This window comes from Bradyrhizobium sp. LHD-71 (assembly GCF_031157255.1).
Lineage (GTDB): Bacteria > Pseudomonadota > Alphaproteobacteria > Rhizobiales > Xanthobacteraceae > P52-10.
In genome coordinates this window covers 28,564-49,658 of record NZ_JAVIFX010000022.1, presented here as the reverse complement: position 1 = coordinate 49,658, position 21,095 = coordinate 28,564, and the positions used below count along the sequence as shown (strand labels likewise).

The window sequence follows — 21,095 nt, the reverse complement described above, 5'->3', positions numbered from 1 at the left end:
CTCACGCAAAGGCCTGGGGCAATCTGCCTTCGGGCAGGGATGGGACGATGGTTTCCAAACGGCGCACATCGCGCTCCGGCGCAAGGCCGATCGCGGCGCGGCGCAAGCGGCCGGCGAAAGCGGCTGCGAAATCCGCAGCGAAGGGTGGCGCGCGCCAGCAGCGCGTCGTCGAAACCGTGCTGGCGACGTTCGCTCACGAAGTGCGCACACCGCTGACCGGCATCCTCGCCATCAGCGAACTGCTTGCCACCTCCGAGCTCGGCGAGCGCGAGCGGCGATGGGTCGATACCATCAAGGCGAGTGCCAACCACCTGTCGGCCCTTGCCACGCTGTTCGTCGACGGCGCGCGCAGCCAGACCAGCGCCTTGAGTCTTCGTAAGGAATTGTTCGACCTGCGCTCGCTGACGCGCGCAGCCGGCGACTCGCTTGCCGGTCGCGCCGCCGCGAAGGGTCTGGAGGCCACGGTCGAGTTGGCGAACGACCTGCCGCACCTGGTGATCGGCGATGCCGTGCGGCTGCGCGCGGCCCTCGAGAACCTGGTGGACAACGCCGTGAAGTTCACCACGTCCGGCGACGTGGCGTTCAGGGCCGCAGTGACGGGCGTCTCGAAGGGCCGGGTGACGGTTCGCTTCACCATCGCCGATTCCGGCATCGGCGTATCGGTTGCGGAAATCAAGCGGCTGTTCCGGCCGTTCTCGCAGGCCAACCTCTCGATCGCCCAGCGCTATGGCGGGGCCGGCCTCGGACTGTCCTCGGTGCGCCAGCTCGCACGCGCCATGGGCGGAGACGTCACGGCGTCACCGCGCAAAGGCGGCGGCGCGCTGTTTGCGCTGACCGTGCCGTTCCCGCTCGCGGCAGGCGCCGATGCAGCGGCGGCCGCCGACGGCGAGGATGTCGCGCAGGATGCGGCTTTCATGCTGCGCATCCTGTCGGTGGAGGACAATCCGTTCGGCCGGGTGGTGCTCAACGCGGTCCTGAACGAACTCGGCCACCAGACCGAGTTCATCGGGCTCGGCGAAACTGCGGGCGAGCGCCTCACCCACGGTGCCTTCGATGTCGTGCTGATGGACATGGTGCTGCCAGGCATCAATGGCATCGAGGCGATCCGACGTATCCGCGCGCTGGACGGGCCGCATGGCGGGATCGCCATCATCGGCCTCTCGGGGCGCGACGAAGACGAGACCGCAGCACTCGCAGCCGGCGCCGATGCGTTTATCCTGAAACCTGTTTCTCCGCGCGCGCTGGCGCAGGTGCTTGCGAAGGTCGTGCGTTCGCGCCGCCCCCAGGAAGCCTCGTCTTCATGATAGCGGCGTTGAACTCGCCGCCATAAACGAAGATGGAGGCGATGAAATACAGAAACACCAGCGCGATGATGACCGAGGCGAGACCCGCATAGGTGGTCACGTAATTGTTGGCGAACTCTTCCAGATATTTTCCGAACAGGATGCCGGAGGCGAGCGAGCCGACGATCGTCAGCAGGATGCCGGGCATGATGTCGCGCACGCGACGCGTTCCCGCCGGCAGCCATTTGTGGACGATGAAGAGAGCAACGACCAGTGACAGGATGGCGAGGCTGAGGCGCGCGAAATCGATAAACGGCTCGTTGATTTCCATCGCGATCGGAAAGTAGCGCCGCGCGGTCGCGATCAGAAGCGGCGCGAGCACGATCAGGAACGCGAGCGACAGCAAGACCACCGCGGCGAGCAGGGTGTAGCCGATCGATTCCAGCCGCAGCCAGTACCACCTCCGCATCTCGACCACGCCATAGGCGCGGTTCAACCCCACGCGCAAGCTCTCCACGCCATTCGACGCGAAGTAGATCGCGAGAATGAGGCCGATCGTGAGCACGCCACCCTGCGCCACGGTGAGCACGTTGTGGATTTCGCCCGCGATGGCGTCTGCGACGCGGTCCGGCCAGGTATCCATGATCAGTTCGGCCGCCTGGTCGGCAAGCTCCGCCGAGCCGAAGAAGCCGGCGAGGGCGGTCAGCACGATCAGGAACGGAAACAGCGCCATCAGCGCCGATAGCGCGATATGGCTTGCGATCGCCCAGCCGTCATCGACCAGGAACATGTCCAGCGCATGTATCGAAACGCGATAGATGTAGCGGACGTATTTCACTTGATCGGTCTAGTGCCCGGTTTTCGAAGTTCGTGATACATCGCGGCACCCTCCGACACGAACTTCGAAAACTAAGAGGGCACTAGCAAAGATATGATGCTAGTGCCGCTTTTCGATTTGAAATTCCTAGTACGAGCCTGCCGCAGGTGGTGCAGGAATTTCAAATCGGCGGCACTAGCGCACTTGTGTCCGACGGCGCGTTGCATTGTCACACAGGCCCTGCGATGGGGAAAGATGGGGGTACGGCACAGGTCCGCGGTCTGCTCATGGCGAGCCCCCCGCTGGCGGTGTTAGATAGCAAAGGGCAATATGGGCGTGTTCAATGGCTGGTTTTCTAAGTAACTTTCTGGTGCCGGTCGCGATCGCTGCGGTCGCGGTGGTGCTGCTGCTCGGGCTGCTCAACATGATGCGTGGCGGCTCGCCGGACACCTCGCAGCGGCTGATGCGCTTGCGCGTGCTGTTGCAGTTCGTGGCCATCGTCATCGCGATGGCGGCCTTGTGGGCGATGTCACGTGGCTAGTGCGGTGAATTTGAAATTCCTGCCAACCGCGGCAATCTCATCGCAGGAATTTCAAATTCAAAACCGCACTAGAATCATAAAGTTGCTAGCGCTCCGGAGGTTTCCGAAGTTCGCATTTAGAGTGTGCGGCGAAGTGATGCGAACTTCGGAAAAGGAGCACTAGCCCGATGGATAGACCGGAGGTCTGATCATGGTGGTGCTGAATCGCATTTACACTCGCACCGGTGACGACGGCACGACCGCGCTCGGCACCGGCGAGCGCCGGCCGAAATACGATCTTCGCGTTTCATCATATGGAACTGTCGACGAGACCAACGCGATGATCGGCGTTGCGCGACTGCACGTCGATCCGGCGTCGCGCCTCGCGGCCATGCTTGCAGCGATCCAGAACGACCTGTTCGATGTCGGTGCGGATCTCGCGACGCCCGAGCGGCCCGGTAAGGCCGAACGGTTGCGGGTCGTGCAGAGCCAGGTCGAACGGCTCGAGCGCGACATCGACGAGCTCAATGCGAAGCTCGCGCCGCTCACTTCGTTCGTGTTGCCCGGCGGTCATGCCGGGGCGGCGTATCTGCATGTCGCCCGCACGGTCTGCCGCCGCGCCGAGCGGCTAATGGCCGAATTGACCGCCCGCGCCGATGAGCAGGTCAACCCGGCAGCGCTTAAGTATATGAACCGCTTGTCCGACTTTCTGTTCGTCGCGGCCCGATGCATGAACGACGACGGCCGGGCGGACGTGCTCTGGGTGCCAGGTCAGAATCGTTAAAGGCTGGAACCGGCTAAACCCTTCGAAAAACGCTCCTTCCTGCGTTGACCCGGTCAGGCCGGGCCAGTAGGTTCCGCGGCCATCTGCCATCATACCTTTGACCTAGACGAAAGGGGACCGATGAAGGTTCTTGTGCCAGTGAAGCGGGTCGTTGATTTCAACGTGAAGATCCGCGTGAAGAGTGACGGGTCGGGCGTCGAACTCGCCAACGTCAAGATGTCGATGAACCCGTTTGACGAAATCGCGGTCGAGGAAGCGCTTCGCTTGAAGGAAGCCGGCAAGGCGACCGAGGTGGTCTGCGTGTCGATCGGCCCGCAGCAGTGCACGGAAACCATTCGCACCGGTCTCGCCATGGGCGCCGACCGCGGCATCCTTGTGAAGGCCGAGGGAAGCGTCGAGCCGCTCGCGGTCGCGAAGATCCTGAAGGCGGTCGCCGATGAGGAGAAGCCGGGTCTCATTATCCTTGGCAAGCAGGCGATCGACGACGATTCCAACCAGACCGGCCAGATGCTGGCCGCGCTGCTGGGCTGGTCGCAGGCAACCTTCGCCTCCAAGGTCGTGATCGACGGCACGGACTTCACCGTGACGCGCGAAGTCGACGGCGGTCTGCAGACCGTGAAGCTGAAGGGACCGGCGATCGTCACCACCGACCTTCGCCTGAACGAGCCGCGCTATGCGAGCCTGCCGAACATCATGAAGGCGAAGAAGAAGCCGATCGGCGAGAAGACTGCCGCCGACTACGGCGTCGATCTCACGCCGCGGCAGGAGATCGTCAAGACCACCGAGCCGCCGGGCCGCAAGGCTGGCGTCAAGGTAAAGGATGTCGCCGAACTGGTGTCGAAGCTGAAGAATGAGGCCGGGGTTATCTGATGGCTACGCTGCTCATTGCCGAACATGACAACGCGTCGATCAAGGACGCGACAAACAAGGCCCTGACGGCGGCCGCAGCGCTCGGCGCCGACGTCGACGTGCTGGTCGCCGGCCAGAACGCCAAGGGCGCGGCCGAGGCCGCAGCGAAGCTCAGCGGCGTGAAGAAGGTGCTGCTCGCCGACAACGCGCTCTATGCGCATGACCTTGCCGAGCCGCTTGCGGCGCTCGTCGTCTCGCTCGCCGACAAGTATGATGCGATCGTCGCGCCTGCGACGTCCCGCTACAAGAACGTGATGCCGCGCGTCGCCGCGCTGCTCGACGTGATGCAGGTGTCGGAAGTGATCAAGATCGTCTCGCCGGACACGTTCGAGCGGCCGATCTATGCCGGCAACGCGATCCAGACGGTGAAGTCGAACGACAAGAAGAAGGTCATCACCGTCCGGACCTCGACCTTCCAGGCCGCCGGCAACGACGGCAGTGCACAGGTCGAGGACGTGGCGGCAGTAGCCGATCCGGGCCTGTCGACCTTCGTCGGCGAGGAAGTCGCCAAGAGCGATCGCCCCGAGCTCACCTCGGCGAAGATCATCGTCTCCGGCGGCCGCGCGATGCAAAGCCGCGAGAACTTCACGAAGTATATCGAGCCGCTGGCCGACAAGCTCGGTGCAGGTGTCGGTGCCTCGCGCGCCGCGGTCGATGCCGGCTATGCGCCGAACGACTGGCAGGTCGGCCAGACCGGCAAGGTGGTGGCGCCGGAGTTGTACATCGCCGTCGGCATTTCCGGGGCGATCCAGCATCTCGCCGGCATGAAGGACTCCAAGGTGATCGTCGCCATCAACAAGGACGAAGAGGCGCCGATCTTCCAGGTTGCAGATTACGGCCTGGTCGCCGACCTGTACCAGGCAGTGCCTGAATTGACGGCAGAACTGGCGAAAGCCGGCAAGTAGGCCGGAGCAGAAGGTCGCACCGGGCGGATGACAGGCTTCCGCCCGGTGTTATGATCAGGACAGGGGCCGGGGACAGCCGCCTGACCTGTGACAATGAACGGATGGCCATGAACATCAAGAAAGTCGGGGTGATCGGCGCGGGCCAGATGGGCAATGGCATCGCGCATGTTGCGGCATTGGCCGGCTACCATGTGCTGTTGAACGACGTCGCCGAGGACCGCATCAAGTCGGCGCTGGCGACCATCGACGGTAACCTGAAGCGCCTGGTCTCGAAGAGCGCGCTGACCGACGATGTTCGCAAAGCTGCGCTCAGCCGTATCAAGCCGGCCACCGCGCTTGATGGACTTGCCGATTGCGACATTGTCATCGAGAGCGCGTCGGAGAAGGAAGAGATCAAGCGCAAGATCTTTCACGATCTCTGCGCGGTGCTGAAGCAGGATGCGATCGTCGCATCCAACACCTCGTCGATTTCCATTACCCGGCTTGCGGCTGCGACGGACCGTCCTGAACGGTTCATCGGCATTCATTTCATGAATCCGGTGCCGCGCATGGAGCTCGTCGAGATCATTCGCGGCATCGCCACCGAGGATGCGACGTTCGAGACCTCGAAGGATTTCGTCACCAAGCTCGGCAAGCAGATCGCGGTTTCGGAGGATTTCCCGGCCTTTATCGTCAATCGGATCCTGCTGCCGATGATCAATGAGGCGATCTACACGCTCTATGAAGGCGTCGGTAATGTCGAGGCGATCGACGCGGCGATGAAGCTCGGCGCACACCACCCGATGGGGCCGCTTGAGCTCGCCGACTTCATCGGTCTCGATACCTGCCTTGCCATCATGCAGGTGCTGCACGAAGGTCTCGCGGATTCGAAATACCGGCCGTGTCCGCTGCTGGTGAAATACGTCGAGGCTGGATGGCTCGGCCGCAAGTCGCAGCGCGGCTTCTATGACTACCGTGGCGAGACCCCGGTCCCAACGCGCTGAATTTTATTAACGTCTATCGATTAGTCTCCGCCGCTACGGAGGCGCATATGGACGTTGCAGCTTTAGCCGCCAGCTTCTTGACGATGCAGGCGGCCGCCACGCAGCAGGCGGTGGCGACGAGGGTGATGAAGATGAACCTGGACGCCGAGGCAGCGGTGGTACAAACGCTGCTGCAGCCTCAGTCATCATCCGCAAATCTCGCCGCCGGTGTCGGCGGCAACCTCGACATCGCGGTGTAAGCACCATTCGATCGGTGTAAAACTGGGCATCGGGAGGTTCCGATGCAGGCCAGCCGTTCGATCCTCGTTCGCATCTCCGGCCGTGTGCAGGGTGTAGGCTATCGCGACTGGACGCAGCGCAAGGCCGCAGCGCTCGGCCTTTCCGGTTGGGTGCGTAACCTTGCAAGCGGTGAGGTGGAAGGGCTGTTCAGCGGCTCAGCCGATGCGGTTGAAGCAATGCTGGCCGCCTGTCGCCGTGGGCCGCAACTCGCGCGCGTCGACGATGTGACGGTCATCGAGCCGGCCGAGCAGGCGAGCGGGCCCTTCGCCGTCCGCTACGACCGCTGAAATGGCCGTCACGCGACGGCATGAAATGCTTCCTTAGCAATCAGCGCGTAGCTTCAGGCGCCGATCAATGTGGCTAGCGAGGCGCGCGTGCTCTCTGCCGACAACACTCCGGCGGTCCCTGCGAGGTCTGGTGGGGCCCGCAAGCGCCCGGCGCGGGCCAACACATCGATCGAAGAGCAGGAGATCCGCGCAGCCGTCGAGGCCTGGGGCCGCAAGCGCTTCGGCGACGTGCGCGTCATTCACGAGTTCGCCCTTGGCGAACGGCGGATCGACATGGTTCTGGTCGGCCGGGACGACATTATCGGAGTCGAGATCAAGGGCCCCCGCGACAGCCTGAGCGACGGCCGTCTGACCGGCCAGCTGCGCGAATTCAATTTCTATCTGCCCGAAGTCTGGCTCGCAGTGGCGCCGCGATGGCTCAGGCACGCCGACGTGCGGCACCAGCGCAATCTGCTGCTGCCGACCGTCACGGGAATAGAGATCGTCAAGGACAAGCGCGACGGCAGGTTCAGGCCGGAGCGCGACGAATTCTTCTGCAGCCGGCTGATCGAGCTGCTTTGGGTCGAAGAGGCGGCGCGCATCGCTCAGCGGACGGACGTCATTCCGGGAGTGACCCTGACACGCGAGCCCACCTGGAAGGTCAAACGAATGCTGGCGCGCATGCTCAGCGGCCATGAGATCGTCAAGCAGGTCTGTATCGAACTGCGGGCGCGGCCGCTGGTCGGGCTCGGCAGCGATCGCGCGATGCGCTGAGCTGCTACCCGACCCGGGAATCCGGCGGCGCCTTCATCCGGACGTGATCAGCCGATTTCGCTCGTCGCCAACCGAAGACGTCAGCCGGGAAACATCTTCATGTAGGGTTCTGCCTCCCGCAGCGTGCGGGCGTAGGATGGCCGTTGCTGCAGCCGTTCGAAATAGGCAGCCAGATGCTGATAGCGGTCGCGGAATGGCAGAACCTTGTCCGCATAGAACAGTGGCGGCGCCGCGGCGCAGTCCGCCAGGGTGAAAGCTTCGCCGCACGCCCAGACCTTCGTCGCCATCTCCTTGTCGATCAGCTTGTAGGCGGTCTCGATCTGCGATTTCGCGTCGACGACCCCCGCGGGATCGTTCTGACCTGCCGGCCGCAGCTTGTCCGTCACGATCTTCTGCATCGGGTTCGAGACGTAGAGGTCGAAGAAGCGGTCGCGCAGACGCACATGCAGTGCCTGCTCGACGTCATCGGGCACGAACACGGTCGGTCCGCCGTAGAACCGCTGAAGGTACTCAATGATGATGCTGGTCTCCGGAATCAGCCGGTTGCGTGCTTCGTCGCGCAGCAAGGGCATCTTGCCGATCGGCCAGAGTTTCAGGTAGTCGGCGCGCCCCGTCTCGCTCATCAGGTCGACGATCTGGCCATCGAACGGGGTATCGTTCTCGTACAGCGCGATCAGCACCTTCTGACAGTACGACGACAGCGGATGGAAATAGAACGTCAACGACATGAGGGCTGATCCCGTTCGACGGTGCGGCCAAAGTAGACATCGGCGGAGCGAAGCTTGTCGCCGGAGAAGCGCAGTGTCTCCATATTGCGAAAGCTGGTCCCGTCGGTCAATTCGACCAGGTAGCGCACGACGACCTCATCGCCTTGCTCGGCAACATATTCGAAGGTGAAATTTCGAATGTTGCCGCTGTTCGCCCAGCAGCGAGCCATGTAAGTCGCCCGATCGATGTAGTCGTCGCGCGGACTCGAAAACACGAAGTCGTCCGCAAGCAAGCTTTCCAGCAGCTTACGGTCCTTTGTTTCGTAGGCGCGATAGCATTGGCGCGCGATCTCGCTCTTGCTCATGGTTCGCTCCGTTCTAGGCCGGTGCGTAGCGCAGCAGCACGGCGCCGACCTTCAGCCCCTTCGCCTCGAGAAGCTTCAGCTTCTGCTGTTCGTCCGCACGCTTGAACAGCGGCGTGCCGGCGCCGAGCAGGACGGGCGCAACGCAGATGCGGAATTCATCGATCAGCTTGTGTGGAATGAGGTGTGACGCAAGCTCGGCGCTGCCGAACAGGTAGATGTCCTTGGCCGACTCGCGCTTCAGCTTCGCGACCGTTTCAGGAACGTCCCGGTCGAAGAGCTGTGTGTTGTTCCAGTCCGACGCCTTCAAGGTGCGCGAGAAAACGTACTTCGGAAGTGCGTTCATGAAATCGGCGACCTCGCCGCTGGCGGTCGGCCAGTGGCCAGCCATCAACTCGTAGGTGACCCGGCCAAACATCAGTGCACCGGCGGCATGACCCTGCTCGAGCGAGAGCTGCTCCAGCTCCTCGCCCCAGACATCCTCGTGCCATGAGATGTCCCGGCCCGGGCCTTCCACATATCCGTCGAGGGTCGTCAGGTTCCACATGATCAGCTTTGCCATCTGTCGTTCCTCCAAAAAACCAGTTGCGTTTTGCAACTAGTTGCCCATTTAAAGAATCCGATGCAGAAATGCAAGCGGTTTTTTGGGACGATTGAGAAAGGACAAGCACATGGACGCCGAACAGCCGCGCTCGAGCTGCGCGATCAACCTCACGCTGGAGGTCCTCGGCGACAAATGGAGCCTTCTGATCATCCGCGACATGATCTTCGGCAACCGCCGGCATTTCCGCGAACTGCTGACGAAGTCAGACGAGCGAATCTCCTCCAATATTCTGGCCGACCGTCTGAAAACCCTGGTCGAGCAGGGCGTGATCACCCGCACCCACGATCCCACCCACAAGCAGAAAGGCATCTACAGCCTGACGGAGCAGGGCATCGAACTGCTGCCGGTGCTGGCGCAAATGTCGGCGTGGGGCGTGAAGTATCTTCCCGTGAGTGAAGAGCTCGGTATTCGGGCGAAACTCCTGGCGGAAGGCGGGCCAAAAATGTGGGCGGAGTTCATGGACGAGTTGAGAGAGACCCATCTCGGTGTGAAGCGCCGCAAGAAAGCCGGCCCGACGGTCGCAGAAAAGCTCCAGAAAGCGTATGAGGACGTGATGGCGAAAAAGACAGCAAGGGGATGAAACAAGCGATGCAGAAGGTTGCTTTCGTTACCGGCGCGGCGCGTGGCATCGGGCTTGCCACCGCAAAGCGCTTCCTCGCCGACGGCTGGCGTGTCGCGCTGCTCGACGTCGACAACGAGACGCTGACCCGGAGCCATGGCGCACTCGCCGCGCCGGAAACGACGCTTGCCCTGCATTGCGACGTCGCGGACGCGGATGCGGTCACTGCCGCCGTCGCCACGGTGGCTGAGCGTTTCGATCGCGTCGATGCGCTGGTGAACAACGCGGGGATTGCGATCTTCAAACCGATCCTGCAGACGACGCTGGCGGACTGGTCGCGCACGCTGGCGGTCAATCTCACCGGGCCATTCATCTGCACCCAAGCCGTGGCGCCGCTGATGCGCGAGCAGGGTGGCGGCAGCGTCGTCAACATCACCTCGATCTCGAGCCTGCGCGCCTCGACGCTGCGAGTGGCCTACGGCACCAGCAAGGCCGGGCTCGCACACCTGACCAAGCAGCAGGCGGTCGAGTTCGCCGCGCTTGGCATCCGCGTCAACGCCGTGGCGCCGGGGCCGGTCGACACCGCGATGGCGAAAGCGGTGCATACGCCCGAGATCCGCGCCGACTATCACGACACGATCCCGCTCAACCGTTACGGTTTGGAGGCCGAACTGGCGGAAGTGGTGTTCTTTTTATGCAGTGAGCGCGCGAGCTACATCACCGGGCAGATGCTGTCGGTTGACGGCGGCTTCGAGGCGACCGGCATTGGCCTGCCGACGATGCGCGCGGAAGGGAAGAACGGGTAGCCCGCCGCCAACGACCGAGCCGTTCGGTCGGAGCTTATCCCCGGCAGAGCGCCCAGATGAACAATCCGGTCGCCGCAAGACAGAGGATGGTGCGGAGGTGGTTCCAGGCGGTCCAGATCCGTAGATACTCGGCCCAGAGTCGTGCGGCTTCGGCCGTCTCGGGGCTTGCGGCGGCGAGGCGGTTGTTGAGCGGGACGTTGAAAATCATCGTCACCAAAGGCGCGCCGAAGAGGTAGCAGAGGCTGCCGGCGAGCAGCGGCAATGACCACGCGTGCCCCAGATTCAACAATGCAGCAATTGCTAGCAACGCCGAAAACGCCGCGGTGCCAAAGAACACTGCGGCGAATACCGGATTGAGGATCCAGATGTTGATCGCCTGCATCGCGGCGATTCCGGTGGCGGGCGACAGTTTTCCGAACGCCGTCATGACGGCGTTCGAGAATACAAAGAACAACCCGGCCATCAAGGCCGAGCCCAGGGCGGAAATGAAGGTCGGCGCGAACAGCCAATTGCTCATCGGCGAGTGACCTGTTTCTGACGCCCGCATCATTCGCTGCGAGCCGTCGTGCAAGCGCTCAGAAACAACAGGATATCAGCTACTTCCGAATTTCCGTGCGGCTTTTTGTTTCTGACGTTCCGATCAATGAGCTTGCAGCAAGAGTGATCCGAGCGTCAGAAACACCGCATTCGCCCGGCCGAGCCAGGCCGCGGAGGCAATAGGGCCTACTTCTTCCGCCGATAGTTCGCCGTCATGAAATGCGTCCACTTCCCGTCGGCGCCTTGCACCCGCGAAGTCATTACCCGGTGATCATCGCTCTTCATCTCGATGATGTCCTGGTACTTCGCCATCGTGCCGTCGCCGGCGAAGCTTGGCCCTTCGCAATCGAGCGTGAGCACTTTTCCCGCCGCGTCAAGCGTGCCTTCATAGAGCCACAGATGGGTCATCATCGAGCCGATGAACGTTCCGACGAAGCGACCCTTCTGCGGGTCGTAGCCGAGCGTGATTCGGGTGAGCGCCGCGCCGCCGCCGGGCATCTCGCCTTCGCCCTCGCCGATCACCCAGAGGCTGCCGATCGGCTTCACCTGCTCAAAGCTCTTGCTCTTCATCGGTGGCTGGTCAGGACCCATGACGCACTCGCCTTCCATGTCCCAGTCGCCGACCATCCGTTGCAGCCAAAGGTGTTCCTTGGTTGGGTCGGGATTCATCATTGTCATCGTCTCCTGTGGGTGAGGGCCGCCGGCCGGCGGCTTTCAGAAACTTTAGTGGTCAGTGCGGCGCGACGAGATCAGCGAGCCGGTCAAGGCTCTGGCGCCATCCCTCGTTCATGCCCTTCAGCATCTCGGTCGCGACCGGCTCGAGCGGAACGGCGCTCGCATGGACAATGATCTTGGTCCTGCCGCCGGCTTCGTGAAAGGTGACGGTGGTCAGCGATTCAAGCAGTGGCGTGCCGTTGCGATCCACCGGAATTGCCCGAAACACCAGGCACTCCGGCTCTGCGACTTCATCGAAGATGCCGGTCATCGGATGCACCGTCCCGTCCGGCGCCTGCATATGGATCAGGATCTTACCGCCGACGCGTACGTCCATCTCGCACACCGGATTGGTGAAGCCGTCCGGTCCCCACCAACGCGCCATCATTTGCGGCTCCGTCCACGCCTTCCATACCAGCGCGCGGGGAGCATCGAACGTGCGCGTCAGGGTCACCTCCACCCGCGGCGCCTTGATGTTGGTCGGTGCGCTCACGTAAGCCTCCGCTAGCTGCTTCCGCGGCGCCTTCATGTCGGCGGGGCCGCGAGGACAATGGAAAGATCGGAAAGTCGGGGAGCGCTTCCTAGCGCCGCAAGGGAATCAACGCGCGTATGGCGGGGTCCCGCAGCCAGAGGCCGGCCCACATGATCACACCGAGGTAGACACCGAACAGGGTGTGACTGAACAGCGGGCTGTCGGCGCGGACATGCACATAGATCGCACCGCCGAAATAGCCGGTCAGCAGGATCGCGCCGAGCACGGCAGTGCTCGGAATCGCATAGAGGATCGCGCCGGCGAGGGTGAGCACGCCCAGCGTCCGCGCCAGATGTGTCGGAATCCCGAGCTGTAACGACGTCTGCGTGACGATCTCGAGCGGGACGAGCTTGATCGCGCCGTCGAACAGCAGGAACAGAACCACCAGACCTGAAAGCACACGCCCGCTCCAGATCGCCGTCGCAGAGACGGAGGGCGCGTCAAATCCAGGCGAAGGAGCGAGCATGGTCATGGTGGTGCCTTTCTTGGTTTGTTGTGCTTTCAGGCGGCGACGGGCCGCGTGGTCACATCGATCATTTCGGCGGCAATGGCGCGTGCATCAGCCAGCGATGGTTGAACGGATCAAGCAGCGCCGCAAAGCGGCCGCCCCAGAACATGTCGGTGGGCTCCATCTCGGTCTTTACTCCGGCCTCGGCGGCGCGCTTGAACGCGGCGTCGAGCTCGGCAGGCGTCTTGAAGTGCAGCGCAACCGCGACCGGAGATGAGTGCGGCGTGGTAGGGCCCATGACCTGACCGTGCTCCGGAAATTCGTCCGAGAGCAGCACGGTGCCGCCGTACATGGAAATCTCCGCGTGCATCAGCCGCTTGCCATCCTCGTAGGGCAGGCGGGCATTCTCCTTCGCGCCAAACGCCTTCTTGTAGAATTCGATCGCCTCGTTGGCGCCCTTGATGGTGAGGTAGGGCGTGATCGGCGGCATGTTGTTCGGTTCGGCCATGGTCTGTCCTTTCTGCGGGGTGAATGCGGTTGCTTACGACATCGTTGTGAGCAGAGCGGCGAGCCGGTCGAACATCTCGCCGGCGCCGTTCTCCATGCCGGCACTGAGATGGGCGTCACGGCTGTCCTGGTTCGGATGCAGGATCACGCTTTGCAGCTTCGTGCGTCCGCGTTGCTCGGTCAGTGTCATCGTCACCAGTGCATCCGGACTGGTGAATGCGGTGGTTTCATAACGTTCCGTATGGACGATGCGTTCCGGCGCGACGATCTCACGGTAGACGCCGGTCATCGTATGATCGACGCCGTCCTGTGTGCGCATGGTGAAGCGGTAGCTTCCTCCGACGCGGAGATCGATGTCGCAAACCGCGAGGCTGACGCTCGCGCAGCCGTACCAGCGGCGCACATGCTCGGCCTTCGTCATGGCGTCCCATACGAGCGCACGCGGAGCGTCGAATGTGCGCGTCAGGACGATCTCGCGATCGGATGGAGTCGTTACCGACAGCGTGAGTTCATTTCTTGCGTCCATGCCTGCTCTCCTTGGGCTTGCTGGCTCTGTTGGCTTTGCGCGGGGCTGTCTCTGCGGTGTTCGCTGACGAGGCGGCCTCCGCCTGTAGGGTGTTGAGGTAATCCTCGAGGCGATCGAGCCGCTCCTCCCAGAATTGGCGGTAGCGATCGAGCCAGTCGTCGACGGTCTTCAATGCCTTGGGCTCGATCCGGCACGGTCGCCACTGGGCCTCGCGGCTGCGCGTGATCAGCCCTGCATTCTCCAGCACTTTCAGATGTTTGGAGATCGCCGGGCCGCTCATGTCGAACGGCTTGGCAAGGTCGCTGACGGTTGTTTCGCCCATTGCCAGCCGCGCGATGATCGCGCGCCGGGTCGGATCGGCGAGGGCAGCAAAAGTGGCGCTCAAGCGGTCGGTCATGCGGAACCAATCGGTTAAATAACCTTTCGGTTAAGTACTAGATCGGGCCGGGGGTGTCAACGGCTTCAATGTCAGCTTAAAAAAATTTTGCGACGACGCTGCTGCGGTGGAGAGGCAATTTCGAGGAGGCGACTCAAGATGAGACGCCGTCACGACGCGACGTCGAGTTCCTCTGCGACATCCGGATGCTGGAGTTGGCGGCGCCACATCGCGGCATAGACACCATCCAGGCTCAACAGTTCTTCATGACGTCCGCGTTCGACGATGACGCCGCCGTCAAGCACGAGGATTTCATCGGCATGCAGCACCGTCGACAGTCGATGCGTGATGATCAGTGTCGCGGCGCCGTCCGACAAGGTACGCAGGCTGCGCTGGATCCTCTGCTCGGTCCTGCTGTCCAGCGCGGACGTCGCTTCATCAAAGATCAGCAGGCTGGCGCGTTTCAGCATCGCGCGTGCAATAGCGATCCGCTGTTTCTGGCCGCCGGAGAGCTTCAATCCGCGTTCGCCGACGACGGTGTCATAGGCTTGCGGTCGTGACATGATGAAGTCGTGGATTTCTGCAAAACGCGCGGCCTCCTCGATCTCCGCTTGACTGGCCTTCGCCCGCGCGATGCCGATGTTGTGAGCGATCGTCTCATTGAACAGCACCGTATCTTGCGGGACGACCGCGATGGTGGAGCGCAAGTCGTTCAACGAAAGGTCTTTGATCGGAACGCCGCCGAGGGATATTCGCCCGCCGCCGGCATCGTAGAAACGAAAGGCAAGGCGGGCGATGGTGGATTTGCCGGATCCGCTTGGACCTACGATCGCAACTGTACGCCCGGACGGCACTACGAAGCTGATGCCTTTCAGGACGTGGTGATCGCGATCGTAGGAGAATTCCACATTGTCGAATCGGAGCTCCTTTTTGCCGACCGGCAGGGAGATCGGATTGACCGGTTCAGTGACGTCGCGCTTCTCGCCGAGCAGCGTCAGCATCCGTTCGACGTTGGTCTGTCCCATCCTGATTTCGCGATAGGCAAGACCGAGAAATTCCAAAGGCACCCACAGTTGCAGTGTATAGGTATTTACAAGAACGAAATCACCGAGCGTCATGACGCCTTGCACATAATAGGTTGCGGCAAGCACCACCGTGACCGCAAGCCAGATGAGCAACCACATGCTTTGCGCCAGGCCGGTCAGAGTACGCAGCAAGTAGAAACGAACAAAGCTGTTCTGCCCCTGGCTGAGTGACTCATTCAGCCGCTGCCGTACGACCGTGTCCGCGCCGAACAGCTTGATCGTCTCGTAGTTGAGGTAGCTGTCGGTCGTCCGCGCATAGGCTTCCTCGAAGGCAAGGTTGCCGGTCCGCTGCAATTCGCGCTGGCGACCGACACCGAAGAGCAGGCTGGTGATGTAGAGCGTGCACATCGTCAGCATGACCAACGCGAACGGCAACGGATAGAATGTCGCGAGGATGGCTCCGATCAGCAGCACGCTGACAGCAAGCGGGAGAATGATGAGCAGAAAGTTGAAGACGATGAAGCGATAACCGAGCAGGCCGTTGAAAATGATCTGCTGCAAACCTCCGGTCCGGCGTTCGAGATGAAAGCGCAATGAAAGTTCATGCACGTGATCGTAGAGCAGCAGGATCAGCCGACGCTGTACGCGTTGCTCGAAGCCGCCATAGGTGACCCAGCGCAGTTCGGCGCAGATCCGGCCAACCGCAACAAGGGCGACATAGCCTGCGATGAGCAGCAGCGGAATGGTCGTATCGGTCGGTGAGGGGCCAGCGGCGAAATGATCGACGATCGTCTTGTAGATGACCGGTGAGAGGGAATTCAGCCCCGCCAGCACGAGCGCCAGCAGCACAGTGCCGATGACGCGCATTCGCAAGGTTGTATCGGTTTGCGACCAGACGAGCGAAAGGAGTGCGAGGATGCTGTGGGCGTTGGCGGGCTGGCGTTCGTGCATTGCGACCGGGCCTCCCGAAACGGAAATGCCGAGTGACCTCGGCGGCCCAGGCGAACGGCCATTCATCAACACGATCGGCTTCAAGACCGTGCGTCAGGCCGCGCTTCCCGATGGTGCTCCATCTTGTGTCGCCAGTAACGCGGCAGCCGGAATTTATCGATTCGTGTCGGCTGCATCAACCGGATCGGTGACCTTAGGCGTGACTGTGCCCCGAGGTCACGGTATCCGACGAAGCTCGCTTATGTTGTTGGTAACGATAGCTAATCTTCACCGCGGCCATGGCTGCGGTGAAAGTCCACCGGATTTCGCCCGAACGGATCAGCAAGGCATCGTCGACGGTGCCCATTCCTTGATCGGTGCGGCTGCGCTTTACGCCGCGACGCTGACCTTGAAGCCGCCGAAGATCATCCGCTTGCCGTCGAACGGCGGGTTCTTCGGGTCCATCATGGTCTCGAGACGGGGGTCCTTCATCACCTTGGCATTCACCCTGTCGCGATCCTTGCGCGACTTGTAGACGATGTAAGAAAAGACCACGGTCTCGCCGGGCTTCAGTTTGACGCTGCGGGGAAACGATGTCCACTTGCCGACCTTGACGTCGTCGGCGATGCATTCGCGCACTTCGAGTGCGCCATATTCCTTCCAGACCTTCGCGGCCTTCTTCGCCATCGTCAGGTAGGCCTTTATCTTCTTCTTCGGGACCGGAACGATAAATCCATCGACGTAAGGCACAATAGTTCTCCTCTTGAGAGCTTCAGGGGGTTGGATCGTCAGCAGCTTTCAGGCCGCCATCGATGTGGATGCGCACGGAATGTGTTTATGCACAATCTGCCAGCCACTCGGGATGCGTCAGGCGGCGGCGGAGGCCTTCGAAAACGGTTCGCGCCAGGCGGCAAGCTCGTTCAGTCGTCCATGCCAGCGTTGAACTTCCGGAAACTCCTTGATCGGAATTTTCGCTAGCTCCGCATAGGGAAGCGTCACCGCGACCGCAAAATCAGCGATCGTCAGTACGTCGCCCAGCAGATACGCGCGCCCGCGCAGGTGCTCGTTCAGGATGTGGCCGTAATGCAGGACGTAACCTGTCGCCTCTTTTGTCGCTGCCTCGTCGGGTGGCCCGAGCGCGAAGATCGGCTTGATGACGTGCTCGAAGTAAAGCGTACCCGCGTGTCGCGTAAAATGCTGTCCATCCCAGCTCAGCCAGCGCAGCACCTCGGTCTGCCGCCGGTCGTTCGGCCAGATATCCGAGCCGGCAGCTTGGGCGAGATAACACATGATCGCGTTGGATTCCCAGATTCTGTTCTCGCCGTCCTGCAGCGCAGGGACCTTGCCGTTCGGATTGATGGCAAGATAGGACGGATTGCGCTGCTCGCCCTTGGTCAGATCGACATGGACGAACTCCACCGGCGCGTTCAGGTATTTCGCCACCGCGCACGCCTTTCGAGGATTCAGAGTCTCGGCGTAGTACAGCTTCATGGCGTCCTCGTCGCTTGTGTCAGGCGAACATCGCTTCGAGCTTGTCGAGCGAACCGGTCCAGCCCCGCGTGTGGCCGGTCTTGGTGGCTTCGTCGAACAGCTGCTCGTGCAGCAGCGTCAGCAAGGTGTGACTACCTTCGGCCTTGATCGTCACTGTCACCTGCGACTCGCGCTCAGGCGTCGTGTGCCAGGCCCAGCTGAACACAAGCTTTTTGTTCGGAACAACTTCGCGGTAGACGCCACCGACCTGATGAAATTCGCCATCGTCTGTCTTGAAGCTCACCTGAAAGCTTCCGCCGGCGCGCACGTCCATCTTGGCCTTGACGGTATCCTGCTCGACCACGGACGGGCCGAACCAGCGCGCTATTTGCTCCGGTTCCGTCCAGGCCTTGTAGACCCGGTCCGGGCTGGCGTTGAGGCGTCGCTGGATGGTGAGACTGGGTTTGACGGCTGCGGGCGCGGCTCGCATGGATCGTCCTCCTCGAGAAATGCAACAAGTTGGTCCAGCTTCTCATTCCAGAAACGTGCGTAACGATTGAGCCAGCCGGCGGCCGCCTGCATGGCAGCCGCATTGAGCTTGCACGTTACGGTGCGGCCGGATTTCGAACGGGTCATCAACCCTGCGTCGGCCAGCACATCGATGTGCTTCATCACCGCCGGCAGCGACATGGCGAACGGTTTCGCAAGCTCGCTGATCGACAGGCCATCCGACGCCTCGAGCCGCGACAGCAGCGCACGCCGGGTCGGATCGGCAAGCGCGGCGAAGGTCCGGTCGAGCGGGTCAGCAGGATAGTAAACCATATGGTTATGTATAAGCGTGAGCACCGCCGCGTCAAGTGGCGCCAAGAATGGGTACGAAGGCGCGGGTGTCAGCGGGCGAGCGCGGTACGAACGAGCTTCAAAGCGTCGTCGCTTGCCCATTCGGCCGGACCTGAGAGCATGCCGATCTCGCAACCGGCCTTGTCGATCAGGATCGATGTGGGCATGCCGAAGGCCTTTCCGACCATCTTAAGATCCTGAAAAACCTTTGCTTTATCGTCGCTGAAGTAGGGCAGGGCGGAGATGCCGACCTCTTTCAGCCAGCTCTTCGGCTTGCCGGTGTCGCGGGTGTCGATATTGACGGCGACCACCTCGAAATCCTTGCCCCCGAGCTTCGCCTGCAGCTCGTCGAGGGCCGGCATTTCCTTGCGGCAGGGGACACACCAGGTGGCCCAAAGATTGAGGAGAACTGTGCGACCGCGCCAGTCGGAAAGTTTCTTTTCAGCGCCCGATGCATCCTTGAATGCGAGGTCTGGAAGCAGAAAGGGCTTCTTTGCCGGCGTGAAGGCTGCGACTTCACCCTTAACAAAGGGCTCGACCTTGCGCGCAAGACTGAAGGTGGGCTTGCACACCTTGTCGCCCGCATTGCGCTTGAGGGTGACGATCCCGTATACCCCGGCCACGACAATCAGGGCGCCGACCGCGATCACGCCGATGCGCCGGAAGGATCTTGTGCCAGGCGCTTTTGGAGTTTCGTCGTTAGCTTTTGGAGTTTCGTCGTTAACTGTCATGGAAGCTGCGGATGGCCTTGTCGGCTTCTTTTGAGGAGTGATTGGGCGCGTCCGGCCCGGCGAGCGGCGAAGGTTTAGCAGGCGAGCGGCAGGCGGCAAGTGAGCGAGATATCATGAGCAACAAGATGTGGGGCGGCCGGTTCGAGGCTGGTCCCGATGCGATCATGGAAGCGATCAACGTCTCGATCGACGTCGATCGTCACCTCTATGCGCAGGACATTGCCGCATCGAAGGCGCATGCCACGATGCTGGCGGCACAGGGGATCATCGCAGCGGACGATGCAAAAAACATCGCACAGGGTCTAGACACGATTCTGTCAGAAATTGAAGGGGGAACCTTTTCCTTTAAGCGCGCGCTGGAGGACATTCACATGAATGTCGAAAGCCGCCTGTCTGAGCTGATCGGGGCGGGCGCCGGACGCTTGCACACGGCGCGCTCGCGCAACGATCAGGTCGCAACCGACTTCAGGCTATGGGTTCGCGACACCATCGATCTGCTCGACGCCTCGCTTGCGGCCTACCAGCGTGCGCTGGTGGATCGCGCCCTCGAGCACGCCGACACGGTCATGCCCGGCTTTACCCATCTGCAGACCGCTCAACCAGTGACGTTCGGCCATCATCTGCTTGCCTATGTGGAGATGGCGTCGCGCGATCGCGGACGTTTCGCCGATGCGCGCAGGCGTCTGAACGAAAGTCCGCTTGGCGCAGCCGCGCTCGCCGGCACCTCGTTCCCGATCGATCGTGCGGCGACGGCAAAGGCGCTTGGCTTCGACCGGCCGATGGCGAACTCGCTTGACGCCGTGGCTGATCGCGATTTCGTGCTCGAGGCGCTGTCGGCCGCCGCGATCACCTCCGTGCACCTGTCGCGCTTTGCCGAGGAGATTGTGCTCTGGACCTCGCCGCTGGTCGGCCTCGTGAAGCTGTCCGACAAATTCACCACCGGCTCCTCGATCATGCCGCAGAAGCGCAATCCTGATGCTGCCGAGCTCGTCCGCGCGAAGACCGGTCGCATCATCGGCGCGCTGTCGGCGCTGCTGATCGTCATGAAGGGACTGCCGCTGACCTACCAGAAGGATATGCAGGAGGATAAGGAAGGTGCCATGGACGCGTTCGCCGCGCTGTCGCTGGCGATCAATGCGATGACGGGCATGGTGCGCGACCTCGTCGCTGACAAGGCACAGATGGAGAGGGCCGCAGGCGAGGGTTACGCCACCGCGACCGACCTAGCCGACTGGCTGGTGCGGACGCTGAAGATGCCGTTCCGCGAAGCCCATCACGTCACCGGACGGATCGTCGGCAAGGCATCGGAATCAGGTGTCGCCCTCGATCAGTTGCCGCTGGCGGCCATGCAGGCGATCGAGCCTCGAATCACGGCGGACGCGCTTGCCGTGCTGTCGGTCAAAAGCTCGGTCGCCAGCCGTACGAGCTTTGGCGGCACGGCACCGAAAAATGTGCGTGAGCAAGCTGAAAGCTGGCTCAAGCGCCTGCAAAATGACGCGATTTCCGGCTGAAAGCGTCTTCCGTGGCGCCGTCAGGCCTCGCCAATGCCGGGCAGGCTTTGTATGGTGCGGGCGCGAATATCGGAATGGCGACCGCGGTCGCGCTTGGGGACGTTTGGCGTGAATCTGTTTCATCAGTCCAGGAGGTTTGGGTCCGGAAGGCTTGCGTTGATTGGAGCGGCGCTGCTGGCGCTGGCGCTCGGTGGATGCGGCCGTAAAGGCCCGCTCGACCTGCCGCCGCAGGCAGCTGCGCAACCGGCACCGGGCGCGCCGGCGCAAGCGCAGCCGGCGCGAAGCAATCCATTTGGACTTTTTGATCCCGTCGAAGAAGAGCAGCCGAGTGTCCCGCCGTCGCGGAAAGGACGTATCTTTCTCGACAACATTCTCGACTGACGCCACGCC

The 21,095-nt window shown here is 62.1% G+C and carries 30 protein-coding genes and 1 riboswitch; of the genes, 13 read left to right on the top strand and 17 right to left on the bottom strand.

The window, feature by feature from the left end; genetic code table 11:
• Positions 1-47 precede the first annotated feature (47 nt).
• Entirely contained in the window at positions 48-1,304 is a 1,257-nt protein-coding gene (locus RCO31_RS23070; protein ID WP_308970858.1) for an ATP-binding protein, read from the top strand.
• On the opposite strand, the gene RCO31_RS23065 is transcribed toward RCO31_RS23070, so the two are convergent.
• Positions 1,213-2,121, bottom strand: a complete 909-nt coding sequence (locus RCO31_RS23065; RefSeq protein ID WP_308970857.1) for a YihY/virulence factor BrkB family protein — start codon at positions 2,119-2,121, stop codon at positions 1,213-1,215. The two genes, RCO31_RS23070 and RCO31_RS23065, sit on opposite strands and share 92 nt — an antisense overlap.
• 322 nt (positions 2,122-2,443) lie before the next feature.
• Here RCO31_RS23065 and RCO31_RS23060 point away from each other — a divergent pair, with 322 nt between their 5' ends.
• From RCO31_RS23060 to RCO31_RS23025, 8 genes are all read left to right on the top strand, one after another.
• Positions 2,444-2,641, top strand: coding sequence for a twin transmembrane helix small protein (locus RCO31_RS23060; protein WP_308970856.1), 198 nt, complete (start codon positions 2,444-2,446; stop codon positions 2,639-2,641).
• A gap of 190 nt (positions 2,642-2,831) precedes the next feature.
• Entirely contained in the window at positions 2,832-3,404 is a 573-nt protein-coding gene (locus RCO31_RS23055; RefSeq protein ID WP_308970855.1) for a cob(I)yrinic acid a,c-diamide adenosyltransferase, read from the top strand.
• Between the two features lie 120 nt (positions 3,405-3,524).
• Positions 3,525-4,274 carry an electron transfer flavoprotein subunit beta/FixA family protein gene (locus RCO31_RS23050; RefSeq protein WP_308970854.1) on the top strand — a complete coding sequence of 250 codons (750 nt, stop codon included), beginning with the start codon at positions 3,525-3,527 and terminating at the stop codon, positions 4,272-4,274.
• Positions 4,274-5,218 (top strand): FAD-binding protein, encoded by a 945-nt coding sequence (locus RCO31_RS23045; protein WP_308970853.1) that lies wholly within the window; start codon positions 4,274-4,276, stop codon positions 5,216-5,218. The genes RCO31_RS23050 and RCO31_RS23045 overlap by 1 nt, the downstream gene beginning before the upstream one ends.
• 101 nt (positions 5,219-5,319) lie before the next feature.
• Complete coding sequence (locus RCO31_RS23040) at positions 5,320-6,201, top strand: 3-hydroxybutyryl-CoA dehydrogenase (protein ID WP_308970852.1); 882 nt, start codon at positions 5,320-5,322, stop codon at positions 6,199-6,201.
• A 47-nt stretch (positions 6,202-6,248) separates the two neighbouring features.
• Positions 6,249-6,440, top strand: a complete 192-nt coding sequence (locus tag RCO31_RS23035; protein ID WP_308970851.1) for a putative motility protein — start codon at positions 6,249-6,251, stop codon at positions 6,438-6,440.
• Between the two features lie 42 nt (positions 6,441-6,482).
• On the top strand, positions 6,483-6,767 hold the full coding sequence (locus RCO31_RS23030) for an acylphosphatase (RefSeq protein ID WP_308970850.1): 285 nt from the start codon (positions 6,483-6,485) through the stop codon (positions 6,765-6,767).
• 87 nt (positions 6,768-6,854) lie between these two features.
• Entirely contained in the window at positions 6,855-7,520 is a 666-nt protein-coding gene (locus tag RCO31_RS23025) for a hypothetical protein (RefSeq protein ID WP_308970849.1), read from the top strand.
• An 80-nt stretch (positions 7,521-7,600) separates the two neighbouring features.
• Here RCO31_RS23025 and RCO31_RS23020 read toward each other — a convergent pair whose 3' ends face one another.
• From RCO31_RS23020 to RCO31_RS23010, 3 genes are read right to left on the bottom strand one after another with little or no spacing between them, the layout of a single operon-like run.
• Complete coding sequence (locus RCO31_RS23020; RefSeq protein WP_308970848.1) at positions 7,601-8,248, bottom strand: glutathione S-transferase family protein; 648 nt, start codon at positions 8,246-8,248, stop codon at positions 7,601-7,603.
• Positions 8,239-8,592, bottom strand: a complete 354-nt coding sequence (locus RCO31_RS23015; RefSeq protein WP_308970847.1) for a nuclear transport factor 2 family protein — start codon at positions 8,590-8,592, stop codon at positions 8,239-8,241. Before RCO31_RS23015 ends, RCO31_RS23020 begins: the two co-directional genes overlap by 10 nt.
• Before the next feature lie 13 nt (positions 8,593-8,605).
• Entirely contained in the window at positions 8,606-9,151 is a 546-nt protein-coding gene (locus RCO31_RS23010; RefSeq protein ID WP_308970846.1) for a dihydrofolate reductase family protein, read from the bottom strand.
• A 109-nt stretch (positions 9,152-9,260) separates the two neighbouring features.
• Here RCO31_RS23010 and RCO31_RS23005 point away from each other — a divergent pair, with 109 nt between their 5' ends.
• Both RCO31_RS23005 and RCO31_RS23000 read left to right on the top strand, forming a co-directional pair.
• Complete coding sequence (locus tag RCO31_RS23005; RefSeq protein WP_308970845.1) at positions 9,261-9,773, top strand: helix-turn-helix domain-containing protein; 513 nt, start codon at positions 9,261-9,263, stop codon at positions 9,771-9,773.
• Complete coding sequence (locus tag RCO31_RS23000) at positions 9,770-10,558, top strand: SDR family oxidoreductase (protein WP_308970844.1); 789 nt, start codon at positions 9,770-9,772, stop codon at positions 10,556-10,558. Before RCO31_RS23005 ends, RCO31_RS23000 begins: the two co-directional genes overlap by 4 nt.
• A 34-nt stretch (positions 10,559-10,592) precedes the next feature.
• Here the strand turns inward: RCO31_RS23000 and RCO31_RS22995 are convergent, their stop codons facing one another.
• The 13 genes from RCO31_RS22995 to RCO31_RS22935 all read right to left on the bottom strand — a co-directional run bounded on the left by RCO31_RS22995 (position 10,593) and on the right by RCO31_RS22935 (position 19,194).
• Positions 10,593-11,075, bottom strand: a complete 483-nt coding sequence (locus RCO31_RS22995) for an anthrone oxygenase family protein (protein ID WP_308970843.1) — start codon at positions 11,073-11,075, stop codon at positions 10,593-10,595.
• A 206-nt stretch (positions 11,076-11,281) separates the two neighbouring features.
• Complete coding sequence (locus tag RCO31_RS22990; RefSeq protein ID WP_308970842.1) at positions 11,282-11,767, bottom strand: DUF1579 domain-containing protein; 486 nt, start codon at positions 11,765-11,767, stop codon at positions 11,282-11,284.
• Between the two features lie 58 nt (positions 11,768-11,825).
• The gene (locus RCO31_RS22985) at positions 11,826-12,302 is read right to left on the bottom strand and encodes an SRPBCC domain-containing protein (protein ID WP_308970841.1); all 477 of its coding nucleotides are present in this window, start codon (positions 12,300-12,302) and stop codon (positions 11,826-11,828) included.
• Between the two features lie 88 nt (positions 12,303-12,390).
• Entirely contained in the window at positions 12,391-12,813 is a 423-nt protein-coding gene (locus tag RCO31_RS22980; protein WP_308970840.1) for a DoxX family protein, read from the bottom strand.
• A gap of 61 nt (positions 12,814-12,874) precedes the next feature.
• On the bottom strand, positions 12,875-13,297 hold the full coding sequence (locus tag RCO31_RS22975) for a VOC family protein (RefSeq protein ID WP_308970839.1): 423 nt from the start codon (positions 13,295-13,297) through the stop codon (positions 12,875-12,877).
• Positions 13,298-13,330: 33 nt separating this feature from the next.
• Positions 13,331-13,822 (bottom strand): SRPBCC family protein, encoded by a 492-nt coding sequence (locus RCO31_RS22970; protein ID WP_308970838.1) that lies wholly within the window; start codon positions 13,820-13,822, stop codon positions 13,331-13,333.
• The gene (locus tag RCO31_RS22965) at positions 13,806-14,219 is read right to left on the bottom strand and encodes a metalloregulator ArsR/SmtB family transcription factor (protein ID WP_308970837.1); all 414 of its coding nucleotides are present in this window, start codon (positions 14,217-14,219) and stop codon (positions 13,806-13,808) included. The genes RCO31_RS22970 and RCO31_RS22965 overlap by 17 nt, the downstream gene beginning before the upstream one ends.
• A gap of 149 nt (positions 14,220-14,368) precedes the next feature.
• The gene (locus tag RCO31_RS22960) at positions 14,369-16,174 is read right to left on the bottom strand and encodes an ATP-binding cassette domain-containing protein (protein ID WP_308970836.1); all 1,806 of its coding nucleotides are present in this window, start codon (positions 16,172-16,174) and stop codon (positions 14,369-14,371) included.
• A gap of 37 nt (positions 16,175-16,211) precedes the next feature.
• Positions 16,212-16,323, bottom strand: a riboswitch (ZMP/ZTP riboswitch).
• Positions 16,324-16,543: 220 nt separating this feature from the next.
• Complete coding sequence (locus RCO31_RS22955) at positions 16,544-16,903, bottom strand: DUF1428 domain-containing protein (RefSeq protein WP_308970835.1); 360 nt, start codon at positions 16,901-16,903, stop codon at positions 16,544-16,546.
• Between the two features lie 117 nt (positions 16,904-17,020).
• Positions 17,021-17,644, bottom strand: a complete 624-nt coding sequence (locus RCO31_RS22950; protein WP_308970834.1) for a glutathione S-transferase family protein — start codon at positions 17,642-17,644, stop codon at positions 17,021-17,023.
• A 19-nt stretch (positions 17,645-17,663) separates the two neighbouring features.
• Positions 17,664-18,113: an SRPBCC domain-containing protein gene (locus RCO31_RS22945; protein ID WP_308970833.1), complete on the bottom strand. Its 450-nt coding sequence runs from the start codon at positions 18,111-18,113 to the stop codon at positions 17,664-17,666.
• The gene (locus RCO31_RS22940) at positions 18,008-18,445 is read right to left on the bottom strand and encodes a helix-turn-helix transcriptional regulator (protein WP_308970832.1); all 438 of its coding nucleotides are present in this window, start codon (positions 18,443-18,445) and stop codon (positions 18,008-18,010) included. Before RCO31_RS22940 ends, RCO31_RS22945 begins: the two co-directional genes overlap by 106 nt.
• Positions 18,446-18,513: 68 nt before the next feature.
• Positions 18,514-19,194, bottom strand: a complete 681-nt coding sequence (locus RCO31_RS22935) for a TlpA disulfide reductase family protein (RefSeq protein WP_308970831.1) — start codon at positions 19,192-19,194, stop codon at positions 18,514-18,516.
• A gap of 113 nt (positions 19,195-19,307) precedes the next feature.
• Between RCO31_RS22935 and argH the strand changes: the two genes are divergently transcribed.
• Entirely contained in the window at positions 19,308-20,705 is a 1,398-nt protein-coding gene (argH, locus tag RCO31_RS22930) for an argininosuccinate lyase (RefSeq protein ID WP_308970830.1), read from the top strand.
• Between the two features lie 108 nt (positions 20,706-20,813).
• Positions 20,814-21,086 (top strand): lipoprotein, encoded by a 273-nt coding sequence (locus tag RCO31_RS22925; RefSeq protein ID WP_374991525.1) that lies wholly within the window; start codon positions 20,814-20,816, stop codon positions 21,084-21,086.
• Positions 21,087-21,095 lie beyond the last annotated feature (9 nt).